Origin of the sequence: Methylobacterium sp. WL1, assembly GCF_008000895.1 — a bacterium.
Classification (GTDB): domain Bacteria; phylum Pseudomonadota; class Alphaproteobacteria; order Rhizobiales; family Beijerinckiaceae; genus Methylobacterium.
This window is the reverse complement of the sequence record NZ_CP042823.1, coordinates 2,713,072-2,729,992: the sequence shown is the minus strand read 5'-3', so window position 1 is coordinate 2,729,992 and position 16,921 is coordinate 2,713,072. Positions and strand designations below refer to the sequence as shown.

Below are 16,921 nucleotides of genomic sequence, written 5' to 3'. Positions count from 1 at the left end.
TCGGTTTCGCGCCAAACCCTAAGTTAGAACAATGCGATATCGAGGCGCCGCAGGACGCGTCGATGGCGCGCGATGGTTCGGGCCGCGGTCACCAGGTCACTGGCGGCCCGCGCCGTCGTCAACCGCAGAACCCGGTCCTCCTGGGAGGCTGCCCGGATCAGGTCCCGTGCGGCGCTCTCCAGCGCCCTGTCGTCGCCGGTGGCAAGGCCGGCCCTGGCCCGCTGGATCGCGGCCCGCGACGGCTCGACCGACCAGAGCCGCCGCAGCTCCGCATGGGCCCGCGCGGCCGAGGCTTCGAGCCGGGCCAGCGCGAAGGCGTGCGACAGGCTCGCCCGGCGCACCGCCCCGCTGCCTGAACTGTAGCCGGCGAATTGGAACAGCCTGTCCGCGTTGAGGCTCGTGCGGGTGGTCGCGTCCCCGCCTTCGCCGACCAGGGCGTCGGCCAGCGACCGCTGGGCCGAATCGAGGGCGTAGACCCGCTGACGCTCCGGCGTGACCGGCAGGAGCAGGCGGACCACGATCGACAGGACGATGGCGGCGATCACGACCAGAAACGCGTTCAGCAGGAAGCTTTGGGCGTCGTAGCTCTGCGGGTTGGACGGGCCCAGCAGTACGGGGAAGAACACGATCACGATGAAGCCGATTCCGAAAGTCTTCGGATTCAACGACAGGAAGCAGCCGAGGAAGATCACCGGCGCCATCACGATGGCGAGCATCGGGAAGCCCTGGACGCCGTCGAGGAACACGAACCGCGCGATGCCCGCGAACGTCGCCGCCAGCGTCATCCCGATGACCACGCCGTTCGCGAACTTCTTGGGATCGGGCGTTACTGACGAGAGCGCCGCGGTGGACGCCACCTGGACCAGCGCGAAGGATGCCTGCGGGAGCCCGAGAGCCACGAAGGCGGCGGCCGTGATGGCAAAGCCGATCGCCACCCGCAGGGCCCCGCGCAGGGCCACCGGGAAATCCCGGTGCGTCGGCAGCCTGGCGTCGCGCAAGGGCCGATGGCCGTCGGCCACCGCCTGGATCCCGTCCTGCGCGAAGGTGGCCGCGCAGGCGACGTCGAGGGCACGCTGCAGGACCACGACCTCGTCGAGGGGCCTTTTGCCGTCGCGGATCGCGGCGTCCATCAGATCCCGCAGTCGGGCGTCGTCCCGCTGGAGCGTCTCGGGGTCGGGATCCTCGGCGACGCGGCGGCAGATCGCGAGCGCCTCCTCCACCGCAGGGCTCCGCGTGCGCAAGCAGGCGGAGGCCGCAGCGACCGCGCGGACCGCAGCCGCCAGGACGTAGAGCGCCGCGATGCAGCTGCGCGCGCCCGCGGCCCGCCAGGGTCCGTCGTCGAGCTCGCCCGCGATGGCGCTGGCATCGGCCCGCATCGGCGCGATGGTGCGGATCAACGCGGCGGTCCGCGATGCACCCAGATCGCCGTCCGACAGGGTCTCGCGGGCGTAGGCGCGCGTGTCGTCCCAGGCCTTGCGCAACTGCGGCAGCAGCGTCCGCCAGGTACTCGGCGAGGCAAGGGCGTCGTTGATGAAGGTGATGACGATGATGCCCAGCACGATCACGGCGACGCGGGAGACCGCGGCATCAAAGGTGCCTTGCGGCTCGTCGATCTGGCCGAGGGCGACGATCGCCACCGTGTAGCCCGACAGCATCGCCCCGTAGGCGCGCGTGTCCTGGAGGTACTGCGCGGTGAACACGCACAGCCCGAGCCAGACCGTGAACGCGAGCAGCAGCAGGACCCGGTCCTGGCCGAATAGCGCCATGAACAGGATCGATACGGCGGCGCCGATCAGCGTGCCCAGCAGGCGGTAGACGCCCTTGGAGATCGCCTGCCCGCGCTTCGGCTGCGCGAGGATCGCCACGCAGGTGGCCGCCGACGAGGCGCTGTCGAGTTGGAGCCAGAACGCGGCAGCCAGGGCCAGCATCATGGCGATCCAGATCCGCAGGGCGAACGCCCAGGCCGCGGGCTTGGGCACCCAGGCATCGAGGAAGCCGATCAGTCGGTCGCCGATCGCCGCCTGCCGGGGCGAGCCGGCATGGGCCGAGACCTCAGCCATGCTGCACCGGGTCCGGCGTGCTTGCGCAGGGGCGATACCTATACCGGGAGGAACGCCGGCACGACGGCATCGACCACGCGCACCGATCGGCTGCCGGGTATGCCGCAGACGGCCGGAGTGCCTGCCGATCCGTCATGTCAGCACCGAATTCCACCCACGCTCCCGTTCAAACCAGCAACGAACGAGAGGTGCGGCGGTTCGCGTTGCTGTCAAGCTTTGTCGCCGCCTTTCAGCCGCTTGTTGCAGCTGCTCCAGTATTGCGGCCATTTCGGCCCTTGAGTGGTCTTCTGAGCGTCGGAGAGGGCGCGCCACTGGGCGCCGCACGTCTTCTGCCGTTCGCGGGCCGCGCTCTGCCCGGCGCTCGGCGCCTTCGTGGAGGGCTCCTTGGCGGCCGGCTCCCGGGTGGCCGGCTCCTTGCCCGCGGGGGCCTCGCTCGCGATCGGAGCCGGCGCCTCCTTCGCCAGAAGCGGCTGGACCAAAAAGAGCGGCGCTATCAGCACCGCAATCCGCACACGACGATCGAACATCGAGACTCCCCCCGGGATCACAATGATTCCGGGGGGCAATCTCGCCGGACGGCCACGCTTCGGACAAGGGCGCGGCAGCTTTCGCCAACAAGACAGCTGCGCGCTCTCGGAAACGTGAGCCCGTCGCAATCGACGCCCTTGAGCGCGGCCGGGAAATCGTCTTCACTGCCGGCAGTGTCCGAGATCGGCGGGGGAACGCCGCGCCGCCGTGTGATCGGTCGAGGAGCAGATCAAGATGGCAGCGGTGTCCGGGCGGCCGATCGACGTCCATACCTGGAGCACGCCGAACGGCTGGAAGATTCCGGTGATGCTCGAGGAGTGCGGGCTGCCGTACCGCGTGGTTCCGGTCAACATCGGCAAGAACGAGCAATTCACGCCCGACTTCCTGGCGATCTCACCGAACAACAAGATCCCGGCCATCGTCGACCCGGACGGGCCGGGCGGGCAGCCGATCACGGTGTTCGAATCGGGAGCAATCCTGCAGTATCTCGGTCGCAAGACCGGCCAGTTCTACCCGACGGACGAGCGCGCCCGGGTGGCCGTGGACGAGTGGCTGTTCTGGCAGGTGGCCGGGTTCGGCCCGATGCTCGGGCAGACGCACCACTTCAAGATCTACGCGTCCGAGAAGGTGCCGTACGCCATCGAGCGCTTCACCGCCGAAGCCAACCGCCTCTATGGGGTGCTGGAGCGCCGGCTCGAGGGTCGAGACTACCTCGCGGGCGACTATTCCATCGCCGACATCGCGACGGTGACCTGGGCCAAGCTCAACTTCAAGCAGGGCGTCGAGATCGCCGCCCTGCCGAACGTGGCGCGCTGGCTGGACTCCGTGCTGGCGAGGCCGGCCGTCCAGCGCGGCCTCGCGGCGATCTAAGCCTCAGTTCTTGTTGGCGGCCTGCTGGTTCACGTCCGGAACCCGCGTCCAGGTCTGCGAGCCGCAGAGCACCTTGAGCATGCAGCCCGAGACGCTGAGCTCGGCCTCGCTCTCGCGCTCCAGGCTGACGGTATAAACCTTGCCCTCTTCGATGTTGTAGAGTTCACCGGTGAACTTCTCCTCGTCGGGCTTCAGGCCGTCGATGAGCTGCAGGCCGATTACCGGACGGCTGCGCTTTTTCGGATCGGGGTTCTTCACGTCGGTCTTGGCGGCGCCGTTCTCGGCGGTGGGTGCCTTGAGCCAGACCACCTTGCCGCAGACGAGCTTCTGGCCGAGGCCGCAGCGGTCGATGCGGATCTTGGCGCGGCCATCGCCGGTGAGCCACGTGCCGGACGGATCCTTCCCGGTATCGGCGGAGGCGGCCGAGAGTCCGGCGAGCAGAAGGGTGGTGCTAAGGGCGAGGCGCATGGTTCGTCTCCGTATGTTGGGCACCGAAGGCGCCTGAGGGGCGGACGAAATCGGCTTGGGCCGAGTGAGCCGCCGCAATCAGGCGATTTTTCGGCGGTGTTGCGGCAGAGCCACGGCTCAGTTTGTTTCGCCTGTTGGCAAAGCCGCCGCGCGGGCGAAACTCAACGCCAGCGCAGGCCTCGCTAACGCACGCCCTTGACGATATAACTCATGAGTTATAATCAGGTGGGACGGCCCGGCAATGACGTGGACGGTCGCTTTCGACGTGGATTTTCGCGCGGAGTTCGCCGCGTTCGATGCTGAAGCCCGAAAAACGATCGCGGCTTATGCCTTGGTCCTCGCCAGCGAAGGCCCGCAGCTGGGCCGTCCCATGGCCGACACCCTCAAAGGCTCGAAGCACGCGAGCATGAAAGAACTGCGTCCGACCGTGAACAAGGTCGAATGGCGCGTGGCCTACGCATTCGATGTGACGCGCAGGGCGACCGTGCTCGCAGCCGCATCTAAGGGCGGTCGATCTTAGGCGCTTGTCTACAAGCAAACGATCGCGACGGCGGATGCGCGTTTCACGCGGCATCGAGCGAATTTGGTTTCGTCCCGGACCACACAATCGGCCTCGCATACCCGTTCGCAACGCAGCAGCAGAAGGACGCCCAGGCGATGACGGAGGGCTTCAGATGACAAAGGACGCACAGCGCGGAACCATCGTACCGCTCACCGACATCCTGGCGGAGTTTTCCCCAGGCGATCAGGCGGAGATCCAGGCCCATGCGGACCTGCTTGTCCAGGAGAGCCGAACCTTGGCGCAGTTCCGGCGCGACATGGGGATGACGCAGGCAGAACTGGCGCAGGCACTGGAGACCTCTCAGGCCTACGTGGCCAAGCTTGAACGTAATCCGTCCGCGGACATGCAGGTTTCCACCATCGCCCGCATCGCTTCCGCCCTCGGCGGAAAGCTCAGGATCGTCGTCAGCCTGCCGGGCAGGCCGGATGCGACCTTCGCGATGCCGGCTGCCGGCCCGCGGAAGAAAGCCGCGCGTTCGAGGAAGAGCTCGGCCACCGCCTGACCTTCGGCTCCCGGATTCGGCGCGACGCCGCAGATCGCCGGCAGAGCCCAGTCCGTGCGCCGCTTGAGGCCCGGTAGGGCGCCCGCTATAAGCCTGCGGCGGAAGCGAAATTTTCGCGCCTGAGATGCGCCCGTCAGCCCGGCGCGCACCCTCCGCCTTTTTCACAGACAGACCGGACACACCATGGCCACCGAGCGCACCTTCTCGATCCTCAAGCCCGACGCCACCCGGCGCAACCTGACCGGCGCCGTGAACGCGGTGATCGAGGAGGCGGGCCTGCGCATCGTCGGCCAGCGCCGCATCCGCCTGACCCAGGAGCAGGCCGAAAAGTTCTATGAGGTCCACAAGGAGCGGCCCTTCTTCGGCGAGCTCGTCAGCTTCATGACCTCCGGCCCGGTGGTCGTGCAGGTGCTCGAGGGCGAGAACGCCGTCGCCAAGTACCGCGAAGTGATGGGCGCCACGAACCCGGCCCAGGCCGCCGAGGGCACGATCCGCAAGCGGTTTGCCGAGTCCGTCGGTGAGAACACCGTGCACGGCTCGGACAGCGCCGAGAACGCCAAGCTCGAGATCGCGCAGTTCTTCAAGGATTCCGATATCGCCGCCTGAAGCGGAGGCCGGGGTGGCGGGTCGGGCACACCGTTCCGCCATCCCGTCGCATTCCCCCCGGCAGCGGGGTGAATGCCGCCCGGTGTGTCCGGTCCGTCATTGACGGAGCGGCGCCCCGCGGCGTCCAACGGCCGAGGTTATTTGACCCTCAGCCCTGGACCGCCAAGACCATGACGATGCGCCGCCTGCCCCTGCTGATCGCGTCCGGCCTGATCGCGATCGGCGCGACCGCCGCCCTCGCGGGCGGATCCCCGGCCCCGTTCCAGCAGTACGAGCCGGATCCGGCGCTGAAGACGGCCACGAAGGCCAGCCTCGAAGGCCGCGTGCGCCATGCCTGCACGGTCGTCCAGGCCCGGCTGACCAGTGCCCCCGAGGCGTCCCTCGAGCGTCCCTGCGGCTGCTACGCCCGGCAGACCCTGCGCAGCCTCGACGAGTCCGAGGTCGAGTCCTACCGGGCGACCGGCTACTTCAACGATTCCGCCCGCGCCAAGGCCCTGTCGGCGCTCGACAGCTGCAAGCTGCAGCGGCCGATCTGATCCTCCCGGGGCGCGGCCCCGGCCCCTCCCGAAGGGGCTTGTCCCTTCGGGATCCCGCTACAGGCTGAACAGGACGCCGTCCGGTGCGGCGTCGGCGATGACGACGCGGTCGCCCTCCAGCCGGGCACGTCCCCCGGCCACCAGCGCCAGCACCGCGGGATAGAGCCGCCGCTCCTCGACGATCACCCGATCGGCGAGACTGTCCGGGTCGTCGCCCTGGCGCACCGGGATCGCGGCCTGCGCCACGATCGGCCCGGCATCGAGTTCGGGCACCACGAAGTGAACCGTGCAGCCATGCAGCCGCACCCCGGCTTCGAGCGCCTGGGCGTGCGTGTGGGTCCCCTTGAACAGCGGCAGCAGCGAGGGGTGGATGTTGAGCATCCGCCCGGCCCAGCCGGCCACGAAGTCCGGCGTGAAGATCCGCATGAATCCGGCAAGGCAGACGAGGTCGATGTCGGCGGCCCGGAGCTCGGCGTCGAGGGCGGCATCGAAGCTGGCCCGATCCCGGAAACCGGTGTGGTCGATCGCCCGGGCCGGAATCCCGGACGCTGTCGCCCGCGCAAGGCCGGCGGCATCCGGACGGTTCGACAGGACCAGCACGATCTCGGCCGGGTAGGCCGGATCCTTCGCAGCCTCGATCAGCGCGACCATGTTCGAGCCGCGGCCCGAGATCAGGACCGCGACGCGGGTCTTCCGGGGGGCGGCCATCAGAGCGCGAGGCGTCCGCTGAAGGTCACGGGCTCGGAGCCGCGCGCGGTGATCCGGCCAAGGCGCACCGGCGCCTCGCCGGCCCGGGTCAGGGCCTCGTCGACGTCGTCGACCGCCTCGGCGGCGGCGATCACCACCATGCCGATGCCGCAGTTGAAGGTCCGCAGCATCTCCGCCTCGGCGACACCGCCCTCGCGGGCGAGCCAGCCGAACACCGGGGGCGGGGTGATGGCGTCGAGGTCGATGGCGATGCCGATATCGTCCGGCAGCACCCGGGGCAGGTTGTCGGGGAAGCCGCCGCCGGTGATGTGCGCGAGCGCGCGGATGCCGTCGGTCGCCTCCAGGGCGGACAGCAGGGGCTTCACGTAGATCCGGGTCGGCTCCAGCAGGGCGTCGCCGAGGCTGCGGCTCGCGTCGAACGGGGCCGGCGCGTCCCAGCTCAGGCCGGTCTTGGCGACGATGCGGCGGACGAGCGAGAAGCCGTTGGAATGGACGCCGGAGGAGGGCAGGCCGAGCACCACGTCGCCGGGTCGGATACCGGGCTTCGGCAGCAGCGTGCCGCGCTCGGCAGCGCCCACCGAGAAGCCGGCGAGGTCGTAATCTGAGCCGTCGTAAAGGCCCGGCATCTCGGCGGTTTCGCCGCCGATCAGTGCGCATCCGGCCTGCCGGCAGCCCTCGGCGATACCGCGCACGATGTCGGCGCCGACGCCGGGCACCAGCTTGCCGGTGGCGTAATAATCCAGGAAGAACAGCGGCTCGGCGCCCTGGACCACGAGGTCGTTGACGCACATCGCCACCAGATCGATGCCGATCGTGTCATGGCGACCGGTCTCGATCGCGATCTTGACCTTGGTGCCGACGCCGTCGTTGGCCGCAACCAGGATCGGGTCGCGGAACCCCGCGGCCTTCAGATCGAACAGGCCGCCGAAGCCGCCGATCTCGGCATCCGCCCCCGGCCGCCGCGTCGAGCGCACCAACGGCTTGATCGTCTCGACCATCGCGTTGCCGGCGTCGATATCGACGCCCGCCTCCGCGTAGGTCAGTCCCTGTCCATCCTTGGCGGTCATGCCAGCGTCGTCCCGGTCATCATCGGGTCCGCTCTAGCGGCTTCCAGCGCGCTGCGCGAGTCGGCTGGCGCGTGCCTTGATCGGGACCTGCCCGATCTCCACTCTGCGACAGGGCGTGCTATGCGGCCCGAGGGGGGACGACATCATGCGCGCACGGGCTGTCATCGGGCTGGGGAGCCTCGTCGCCCTCGGCCTCCTGGTCTACCTGCTGCGCGAGGTGATGCTGCCGTTCGTGGCCGGCATCGCGCTGGCGTACCTGCTCGATCCGCTGGCGGACCGTCTGGAGCGCCTGGGCCTCGGCCGCCTTGCCGCGAGCCTGCTGATCCTGGCGCTGTTCGTCGTGGCGCTGATCGTGTCGCTGCTGATCCTGATCCCGCTGACCGCCAATCAGGTCGCGGGCTTGGTGAACGCGCTGCCCGCGATGGTCTCACGGCTCCAGGGGATCATCGCCGAGCGCGCCGGGCCGCTGCTGGAGCGCGTCGGCGGCGACAACGTGCTCACCGAGCTGCAATCCTCCGTCGGCACGCTGGCGAGCCAGGGCGGCGCGTGGCTGCTCGCGTTCCTCAAGTCGATCTGGTCAGGCAGCCAGGCGCTGATCTCGATCGCGTCGCTGCTGGTGGTGACCCCGGTCGTGGCCTTCTACATCCTTGTCGACTGGGATCGGATGATGGCGGCTCTGGACAGCTGGGTGCCCCCCCGGCACCGGGCCACGGCGCGCGACCTCGCACGCCAGATCGACGGCGCGATCACCGGCTTCGTGCGCGGCCAGACCCTGGTCTGCCTGATCCTCGGCAGCTTCTACGCCGTCGGCCTCTGGCTGGTCGGGCTCAATTTCGGGGTTCTGATCGGGCTGATCGCCGGCCTCCTGACCTTCATCCCGTATGTCGGGACGCTCACCGGCTTCATGCTCTCGGTCGGGGTCGCCCTGGTGCAGTTCTGGCCGTCCTCGGACTGGCTGCATCTGGGGCTGACCGTGGGCGTGTTCCTGATCGGCCAGTTCCTCGAGGGCAACGTGATAGCTCCGAAACTGGTGGGCGAGTCGACCGGCCTGCATCCGGTCTGGCTGATGTTCGCGCTGCTCGCCTTCGGAACCCTGTTCGGCTTCGTGGGACTGCTGCTCGCGGTGCCGGTGGCGGCCTCGCTCGGCGTACTCGTGCGGTTCGCCCTGAAGCGCTATCTTCAAAGCCGCCTCTATCATGCCGAGCAACCGGTGCTGATCGACCTGAACGACGAGGCCGGCCGGACCTTGACCGCCACCAAGACGCGGTCATCCTGAACGATCGATCTGGGCACCCCATGCGCGAGAACGCACCACCCCGGCAGCTGGCCTTCGACCTGCCCCTCGATCCCCGGTACGGCCGCGAGGACTTCCTGGTCGGGCCGGCGAACGAGGCGGCCTACGCGCTGGTCGAAGCCTGGCCGGACTGGCCCGACAGCGTGCTGGTGCTGACCGGCCCCTCGGGCAGCGGCAAGAGCCACCTCGCGGCGATCTGGGCCGAGCGGGCCCATGCCTGGACGGCCGCAGCCTCCGAAATCGGGGCGGATGCGGTCCAGCACCTCGTCTCGAACGGCGCGCTGGTGATCGAGGATATCGATCGCGCGGAGGGGCGCGACGAGGCGGCCCTGTTCCATCTGCTCAACCGCGCCCGCGAGCGGGCGTGTCCGGTCCTGCTGACCAGTGCCTCCGGCATCGACGCCCTGGGCCTCGTGACGCCGGACCTGCGTTCGCGGCTGCGCCTGGCGCCGAGCATCGCCATCGAGGCGCCGGACGACGCGCTGCTGCGCGCCGTCCTGGTCAAGCTGTTCGTCGACCGTCAGCTGGTGGTGGATCTCAGCGTGATCGAGGCATTGGCGCTGCGGATCGACCGCTCCTTGGGACGCGCGCGGGATCTCGTCGCCGAGCTGGATCGGGACGCGCTCGGACGCGGGCGGCGGATCAGCCGGCCCCTGGCGCTGGCCGTGCTACGCCGCATGGGGTTCGACGACGAGATCGATCCGGACGCTTAGAAGCGGAAAGCCGTGGCCGTCACGAAAGCCTCGTGAAAGCTACCGGTGTAGAATGGTAGATGCGCCGGCAGCGGCAAGGACAGGAATCGGAATGGAATCGACGCAGAAGCCCATGGACCGCGACGCCGCCGACGAGGCCGCGGAGCCCCGTCGGCCCGACGCGACCGATCCGGCCCCACGCCGCCCCGCCGCAAGGCGCGCGCCGGCCAACCGCACGGCCGCATCGAGCCAACCGGCCGAGGACACGGCCGATGCGAGCGCACCGGCTCCGCGGGCGCGCGCTCCCGCCTCTCGTACGGCCTCGCGGAGCGCGGCCGTCAAGAGCGCTGCGGTGACGAGCGACACCAACCCGAATGCGATGGCCGCCGCGGCACCCGGTGCAACCGCCGAGACGAAGCCTGTACCGATCGATACCGCCGACGAATGGCCCGCCGTCCCGGCGGCACCGGTGGAGCAGCCGGCCGGCGCGGCGCGGGAACCCGTGGTCGAGGCCGGGCGCTCGCTCCGGCATTCCCCCGAGCGGTTCGTGAACCGCGAGCTGTCCTGGCTGCAATTCAACCGCCGGGTGCTGGAGGAGGCCTCCAACCCGAACCATCCGCTTCTGGAGCGCCTGCGCTTCCTGTCGATCTCGGCGAACAACCTCGACGAGTTTTTCATGGTCCGCGTGGCCGGCCTGATCGACCAGGTCCGGGCCGGTCTGACGCTCCCGTCCCAGGACGGGCTGACGCCGTCCGAGCAACTGAACCGGATCGGTATCGAAGTGGCGCGGCTCGCCGCCGACCAGCAGGCGCGCTGGCGCCAGCTGCGGGTGGAACTGCAGGCCTCCGAGATCGAGATTGTCGAGCCCGCCGCCCTCACCGCCGAGCAGGCCGCCTGGCTGGAGGAATACTTCCTCAATCATGTCTCACCAGTCCTGACGCCGCTCGCGATCGATCCGGCGCACCCGTTCCCGTTCATCCCCAACCTCGGCACCACCATCGCGCTGGCGCTGGTGCGGCCACGCGACGGCCGGCTGCTGCGGGCCCTGATCCGGGTTCCCGGCGTCATCGACCGGTTCGTTCGCCTGCCCACCAGCCAGAGTGAGACCGCCGCGCGCCTGATCTCGATCGAGCAGGTGATCGGGATGTTCACCGGTCGGCTGTTCCCGGGCTATCTGGTCAAGAGCAGCGGCGCGTTCCGGGTGGTGCGGGATTCGGATCTCGAGATCGAGGAGGAGGCAGAGGACCTCGTCCTGCATTTCGAGACCGCCCTGAAGCAGCGCCGCCGGGGCGTCGTGATCCGCCTCGAGGTCGAGTCCGGCATGTCCGAAGACCTCCGCGGTTTCGTCGCCGACGAACTCGAGATTTCAGCGGACGCGATCTTCCTGATCGAGGGCATGCTCGCCCTCAACGAGCTGTCCCAGATCGTCGGGATCGACCGGCCGGACCTGAAGTTCAAGCCCTACAACCCGCGCTTTCCCGAGCGGATCCGCGAGAGCGGCGGCGACGTGTTCGCGGCGATCCGCCAGAAGGACTTCATCGTCCACCACCCCTATGAATCCTTCGATTCGGTGGTGCAGTTCCTGGCCCAGGCGGCCCGGGACCCGAACGTCGTGGCGATCAAGCAGACGCTCTATCGCACCTCGTCGAACTCCCCGATTGTCGCGGCGCTCGCGGAGGCCGCCGAACTCGGCAAGTCGGTCACCGCGCTCGTCGAGCTGAAGGCCCGGTTCGACGAGGAGGCCAACATCCGCTGGGCGCGCAACCTGGAGAAGGCTGGCGCGCAGGTGGTGTTCGGCTTCGTCGAGCTGAAGACCCACGCCAAGCTGTCGCTGGTGGTCCGGCGCGAGGGCGACAAGCTCGTGACCTACTGCCATGTCGGCACCGGCAACTATCACCCGATCACGGCGCGCGTTTACACGGACCTGTCGTTCTTCACGGCCGACCCGGCGATCGCCCGGGACGTCTCGCGGATCTTCAACTTCATCACCGGCTACGCCGAGCCCGCCGAACTGGAGCGGATGTCGGTCTCGCCCCTGACGATGAAGAACCGGCTGCTGGAGAACATCGAGGCCGAGGTCGCCCACGCCAAGGCCGGCCGGCCGGCGGCGATCTGGATCAAGTGCAACTCCCTCGTCGACGCGCAGATCATCGACGCGCTGTACGATGCGTCCTCGGCCGGTGTGCAGATCGATTGCGTGGTACGCGGCATCTGCTGCCTGCGGCCGGGCATCCCGGGGCTGTCCGAGACGATCCGGGTCAAGTCGATCGTCGGGCGCTTCCTGGAGCACGGGCGGATCTACGCCTTCGGCAACGGTGTCGGGCTGCCGCACCCGAAGGCGACGATCTACATCTCGTCGGCCGACCTGATGAGCCGCAACCTCGACCGCCGGGTCGAGGCTATGCTGCCGATCACGAACCCGACCGTGCACCAGCAGGTCCTCGACCAGATCATGCTGGCCAACCTCCTGGACAACCGTCAGAGCTGGCGGCTGCTGGCCTCCGGGGGCTGCGAGCGGATCCAGCCGGCGGACGGTGAGGAACCGTTCAACGCGCACAAGTACTTCATGACGAATCCAAGTCTTTCCGGCCGGGGCAAGGCATCGAAGAAGTCGAGTCCCCGCGCTCTGAGCCGTCGGGCTCAGCGCGCCTAAGTGCACCGGCCGATGCGCGGGACGCTCGACAGGTTTCGGGACCATGTTGTGCGGGTCTGCGTCCGGAAACTCCGCCCGGCGAAAGGGCCGGGCGGCCGAAACGTTGCTCTGCCGGCCCGATTGGGCTTAGAGCTTGCGCCGTCGCCAGGGATCCCGGTTCGGCCGCGAGCGCAGCGAATCATCGACGTGGAGCCGATCTCGGTTGCGGCTCCGGATTGCACACGCGGCCCGCCGGTCCGGCCGGCCACGTTCCATCAAGGACTCGGACGTTTGGGCAGCCCTCGCGCCAACCTCACCCTCGCGCATTCCGCCGACCGGCCTTCGCGCGATCCGCGGCCGCCGGTGGCGATCATCGATATCGGCTCGAACTCGGTGCGGCTCGTCGCCTATGACGGCCTGAGCCGCGCGCCGACGCCGCTCTACAACGAGAAGGTCCTGTGCGGCCTGGGCCGCAACGTGCTGACCACGGGCCGGCTGAACGAGGACGCGGTCAACCGTGCGCTGACCGCCCTGGGACGGTTCCGCGTGCTGTGCGAGACCATGCGGGTCGGCCGGGTGTTCGTGCTGGCGACGGCAGCGGCCCGGGACGCTGAGAACGGGCCGGACTTCCTGCGCGCCGCCGAAGCCGCCTGCGGCCAGGAGATCCAGCTGCTGTCGGGGCGCCGTGAGGCGGAGCTGTCCGCCATGGGCGTGATCTCGGGCTTCCACGCGCCGGATGGCGTGGTCGGCGACATGGGCGGCGGCTCCCTCGAACTGGTGGACGTGCGCGGCACCGTGGTCGGCCAGGGCGTGACCATGCCGCTCGGTGGCCTCGCCCTGCAGGACCTCTCCGGCGGGTCGATCAAGAAGGCCGCCAAGATCGTGCGCGAGCATATGCGCAAGGCCGAGCCGCAGCTCGAGACCCTGCGCGGCCGGACCTTCTACGCGGTCGGCGGTACCTGGCGCGCCCTGGCGCGGCTGCATCAGGCGGCGCGCGGCTACCCGGTCCACGTGATGCACGGCTACGCGGTGGAGCCCACCGACGAGATGAGCTTCCTGCAGATCGTCGAGCAGACGGATGTCAGCCTGCTCCAGGACGTCGACACGATCTCGGAGGCGCGCCGCCCGCTCCTGGCCTACGGCGCCGTGGTGCTCGAAGAGATCATCCGGGTCGGGCGCCCGCGGGAAGTCGCGATCTCGGCCTCCGGGGTTCGGGAGGGCTTGCTGTTCGAGCAGCTCGACCGCGACACGCGACTCGTCGATCCGCTCCTCGCCTCGGCGGCGGAGTTCAACGCTTTGCGGTCCCGCGCGCCGCGCCACGGCGAGGAGTTGATCGCGTGGACGGACCGGTTCGTGGCGACGCTGGACGGCCCCGAAACCGCGGACGAACGCCGCCTGCGCCATGCGGGCTGCCTGCTCTCGGATGTCGGCTGGCGCGCGCACCCCGATTACCGCGACGAGCAGAGCATCGCGGCGATCCAGAACGCCGCCTTCGTGGGGGTGGACCATCCGGGACGGGCCTATCTCGCCCTCGCCGTCTCGCTCCGCCACAGCGGCCTCGCCCCGGAAAAAGCCAACCCAATCCTCCGGACCGTGGCGGGTCCGCGCCTGTTCGAGCGGGCCCGCCTGCTCGGCGCGATGCTCCGGGTGGCGTTCCCGATCTCGGCCGGCATGGACGGTGCGCTCACCCGGGCGCCGCTCCTCGTCGAGGACGGCCGGGTCACGCTGCGGATGCCGCGGGATTGGGCCGCTCTCGCCAGCGACCGCCTTCTGAACCGGGTGCGCGCACTCGGCCGCGTGGTCGGGATGGACGGGCGCATCGAGATCGACACCGCCGCCTGACCCGACGCGGCCGGCCTGTCAGGCGCGCCGGTTCTGGAGCCGGATCGGCCGGGTACGACGGCCCGAACCCGCACCCGAAACCGGATCGCGCCCGCGGACGCCTGTTCGAGCGGGTACTTCAGTCATCACGTCCCGGGGCACGCCACGAAAGCCCTGCGTGAGACAAACGCGCGGCCTCGCCGCTGCGACGGTGCGGAGCTTTGGCCCCAGCATAAAAATTCTCTATTAACAGCCGATTTGTTGTCGGCACCACCGTACAATATGACGTCGTCTAAGCTATAACTATTGAATCTTTTATTATAATTCTTTGGTTCTCCAACATCAAAGCACAGCAAATCCATCGCAACAATGGGATGCGGTGCATCGAAAGAAAGTTTCAGGTATCAGAATCTGCAGAGGCCGTGGGCGGCCATCGGATTGTGATCATGCGTTGGCTTGGACGGTTCTCGATACGGACGCTCCTATGCTTGGTGATCGCCGCTCTGGCGGTGATGTTGCTGAGCTATACGACGACTGCGCTCGTCTCTGCGCAGGAACAGGCCCGGCAAGCCGATCTCGCCGTCACCCTGGCCCATACGAGTCGGCGCCTGCTCAAGACGATCCTGCCACTGCGTCTCGAACGCGGCTCGACTCTCGCCCTGGGTAGCCAGGAACCCGCGGGGCCGAACACGCTGTCGGCGATCGCGACGAACCGGCAGGCGATGATCGAGAGTTTCGCCAGGGCCCAAGACCTCCTGCACGAGCAGACCGTTCCGGCGGTGACCGCGACCGTCACGCGGCTGAACGCAGCGCACGAGGCCGTGAACGCGCTGCGCCCCCGCATCGACGCGGCCCTGCGCCTCACCAAGGAGCGACGCGACGCGACGCTGATGCCCGCGATGCTCGCCGCCTATCAAGAGCTGCTCGATGCCCTGACCGCAACGACGAACGCCGTGGACGGCGCCATCCCCCGTTCGGACGCCGCCCTGCAGCGTTATCTCGGCCTCAAGCGTGCGGCCTGGGCGGCGCGGGTCGCGATCGGAAACGTCGCCCTCCAAGTCCAGACGTCGCTGGCGGCCGGCACCTCCTGGACCCTGCCCGAGACCGTGGCGGCTGCCGGGGAACGGGCGCGGTTGGAAACGGCCTGGGCCGTCACCACCGAGGCCGCCGCCTCCGTCTCGGATACGGTTCGGTCCGCGTTCCAGAATGCCGACGCCAAGAACTTCCAGGGCGAGAACGCGGCCACCGCGAAGGCCGTGTTCGACGCCCTGAGCCAGGGAACGCCGCCGAGCGTGACGTTCCAGGACCTGCGGCAGCGGAATACCGAGACGCAGGCCACCATCGTCGATCTCGCCTACGCGAGCCTCGACGATATGATCGAGCACGCCGACCTCCTGGCCGATGCGGCACGCGGCATCCTGATCCGCAACGTCGCCGCCCTCGCGGCGGTCGTCCTCCTGGTCGGCCTGGGCCTCGTCGTCATCTTCGCCGGCGTGCTCAGGCCGATCCGGACGATGTCGACAACGATGCGGGACCTCGCCGCGGGCGACGCCTCCGTGGAGGTGCCGGTCGGGCTGTATCGCAACGAGTTCGGGCCCATGGCGGCGGCCGTGCAAGTGTTCAAGGACAACCTGATCCGGAACCGTCAGCTGGAAACCGCGGCCGCTGAAGCGCGCCTGGCAACGGAGCAGCAACGCAAGGCCGGCATGCGCCAGATGGCCGAAGCCTTCGAGACGGCGGTCGGCGGCATCATCGGTCAGGTCTCGTCCTCGGCCGCCGAGCTCCAGGCGACCGCCCAGACCCTGACGGCCACCGCGAACCAGACGGCCAGCCAATCGACGACGGTAGCCGCCGCGGCCGAGCAGGCGGCCAGCAACGTCAACACCGTGGCGGCCGCCTCGGAGCAGCTGGGTTCCTCGGTGCAGGAGATCGGCCGGCAGGTCGACGGATCGGCCAAGCTGGCGCTGGGGGCGGTCACCGAAGCCGGGCAGACCGGCGCGCTGGTGCAGGAACTCTGCAGCGCAGTGGCGCGGATCGGCGACGTGGTCGGGTTGATCTCGAACATCGCCGGGCAGACCAACCTGCTGGCGCTGAACGCCACGATCGAGGCGGCTCGGGCCGGAGAGGCCGGGCGCGGCTTCGCGGTGGTCGCCTCCGAGGTGAAGGCGCTGGCCGAGCAGACCGCCAAGGCGACGGAGGAAATCTCCGGCCAGATCGCGCGAGTGCAGGCCTCGACCGGCCAGGCCGTGACGGCGATCGGCACGATCACGGCGCGGATCCGGGACATCAACGCCGTGGCGACCTCGATCGCGGCGGCGGTCGAGGAGCAGGGGGCCGCGACCCAGGAGATCGTCCGCAACGTCGGGCAGGCTGCAGCGGGCGCAGGGGAAGTCACCAGCAACATCGCCGGCGTCGCCAGTGCCGCGGAGGAAACCGGCAAGGCCGCGAGCCAGGTGCTCGGCGCGGCCACCGACCTGTCGCGGCAATCCGAACACCTCACCGCCGAGGTGTCCCGTTTCCTCGACACCGTCCGGGCGGCCTGAAGGCGCGACTCGGAACGATCCCGGCAGCCGAA

Annotated in this window: 15 protein-coding genes; 10 read left to right on the top strand and 5 right to left on the bottom strand. The window is 69.1% G+C overall.

Annotation, left to right across the window (positions count from 1 at the left end; translation table 11 throughout):
- Positions 1 to 23: 23 nt before the first annotated feature.
- Positions 24 to 2,060 carry an FUSC family protein gene (locus FVA80_RS13240; RefSeq protein ID WP_147906575.1) on the bottom strand — a complete coding sequence of 679 codons (2,037 nt, stop codon included), beginning with the start codon at positions 2,058 to 2,060 and terminating at the stop codon, positions 24 to 26.
- 209 nt (positions 2,061 to 2,269) lie between these two features.
- Positions 2,270 to 2,587 (bottom strand): hypothetical protein, encoded by a 318-nt coding sequence (locus FVA80_RS13235; RefSeq protein ID WP_147906576.1) that lies wholly within the window; start codon positions 2,585 to 2,587, stop codon positions 2,270 to 2,272.
- Positions 2,588 to 2,822: 235 nt separating this feature from the next.
- On the opposite strand from FVA80_RS13235, the gene FVA80_RS13230 reads away from it, so the two are divergent.
- On the top strand, positions 2,823 to 3,458 hold the full coding sequence (locus FVA80_RS13230; RefSeq protein ID WP_147906577.1) for a glutathione S-transferase N-terminal domain-containing protein: 636 nt from the start codon (positions 2,823 to 2,825) through the stop codon (positions 3,456 to 3,458).
- Between the two features lie 3 nt (positions 3,459 to 3,461).
- Here FVA80_RS13230 and FVA80_RS13225 read toward each other — a convergent pair whose 3' ends face one another.
- Positions 3,462 to 3,926, bottom strand: a complete 465-nt coding sequence (locus tag FVA80_RS13225) for a DUF2147 domain-containing protein (protein WP_147906578.1) — start codon at positions 3,924 to 3,926, stop codon at positions 3,462 to 3,464.
- A 241-nt stretch (positions 3,927 to 4,167) separates the two neighbouring features.
- On the opposite strand from FVA80_RS13225, the gene FVA80_RS13220 reads away from it, so the two are divergent.
- The 4 genes from FVA80_RS13220 to FVA80_RS13205 all read left to right on the top strand — a co-directional run bounded on the left by FVA80_RS13220 (position 4,168) and on the right by FVA80_RS13205 (position 6,132).
- On the top strand, positions 4,168 to 4,446 hold the full coding sequence (locus FVA80_RS13220) for a type II toxin-antitoxin system RelE/ParE family toxin (protein WP_147906579.1): 279 nt from the start codon (positions 4,168 to 4,170) through the stop codon (positions 4,444 to 4,446).
- 154 nt (positions 4,447 to 4,600) lie between these two features.
- Positions 4,601 to 4,990, top strand: a complete 390-nt coding sequence (locus FVA80_RS13215) for an XRE family transcriptional regulator (RefSeq protein ID WP_187193671.1) — start codon at positions 4,601 to 4,603, stop codon at positions 4,988 to 4,990.
- Positions 4,991 to 5,173: 183 nt separating this feature from the next.
- A complete protein-coding gene (gene ndk, locus FVA80_RS13210) occupies positions 5,174 to 5,596 on the top strand; it encodes a nucleoside-diphosphate kinase (RefSeq protein WP_147856474.1) in 423 nt (140 codons plus the stop codon).
- Positions 5,597 to 5,766: 170 nt separating this feature from the next.
- Complete coding sequence (locus FVA80_RS13205) at positions 5,767 to 6,132, top strand: hypothetical protein (protein ID WP_147906581.1); 366 nt, start codon at positions 5,767 to 5,769, stop codon at positions 6,130 to 6,132.
- A gap of 57 nt (positions 6,133 to 6,189) precedes the next feature.
- On the opposite strand, the gene purN is transcribed toward FVA80_RS13205, so the two are convergent.
- Both purN and purM read right to left on the bottom strand, forming a co-directional pair.
- On the bottom strand, positions 6,190 to 6,840 hold the full coding sequence (purN, locus tag FVA80_RS13200) for a phosphoribosylglycinamide formyltransferase (RefSeq protein WP_147906582.1): 651 nt from the start codon (positions 6,838 to 6,840) through the stop codon (positions 6,190 to 6,192).
- Positions 6,840 to 7,907: a phosphoribosylformylglycinamidine cyclo-ligase gene (gene purM, locus FVA80_RS13195; RefSeq protein ID WP_147906583.1), complete on the bottom strand. Its 1,068-nt coding sequence runs from the start codon at positions 7,905 to 7,907 to the stop codon at positions 6,840 to 6,842. Before purM ends, purN begins: the two co-directional genes overlap by 1 nt.
- Before the next feature lie 145 nt (positions 7,908 to 8,052).
- Between purM and FVA80_RS13190 the strand changes: the two genes are divergently transcribed.
- The 5 genes from FVA80_RS13190 to FVA80_RS13170 all read left to right on the top strand — a co-directional run bounded on the left by FVA80_RS13190 (position 8,053) and on the right by FVA80_RS13170 (position 16,889).
- A complete protein-coding gene (locus tag FVA80_RS13190) occupies positions 8,053 to 9,183 on the top strand; it encodes an AI-2E family transporter (protein WP_147906584.1) in 1,131 nt (376 codons plus the stop codon).
- Between the two features lie 20 nt (positions 9,184 to 9,203).
- Positions 9,204 to 9,914 carry a DnaA/Hda family protein gene (locus FVA80_RS13185; protein ID WP_147906585.1) on the top strand — a complete coding sequence of 237 codons (711 nt, stop codon included), beginning with the start codon at positions 9,204 to 9,206 and terminating at the stop codon, positions 9,912 to 9,914.
- A gap of 91 nt (positions 9,915 to 10,005) precedes the next feature.
- Entirely contained in the window at positions 10,006 to 12,546 is a 2,541-nt protein-coding gene (locus FVA80_RS13180; RefSeq protein ID WP_147906586.1) for an RNA degradosome polyphosphate kinase, read from the top strand.
- A gap of 270 nt (positions 12,547 to 12,816) precedes the next feature.
- Positions 12,817 to 14,367, top strand: a complete 1,551-nt coding sequence (ppx, locus tag FVA80_RS13175; protein WP_147906587.1) for an exopolyphosphatase — start codon at positions 12,817 to 12,819, stop codon at positions 14,365 to 14,367.
- A 425-nt stretch (positions 14,368 to 14,792) separates the two neighbouring features.
- Positions 14,793 to 16,889 carry a HAMP domain-containing methyl-accepting chemotaxis protein gene (locus FVA80_RS13170; protein WP_147906588.1) on the top strand — a complete coding sequence of 699 codons (2,097 nt, stop codon included), beginning with the start codon at positions 14,793 to 14,795 and terminating at the stop codon, positions 16,887 to 16,889.
- Positions 16,890 to 16,921 lie beyond the last annotated feature (32 nt).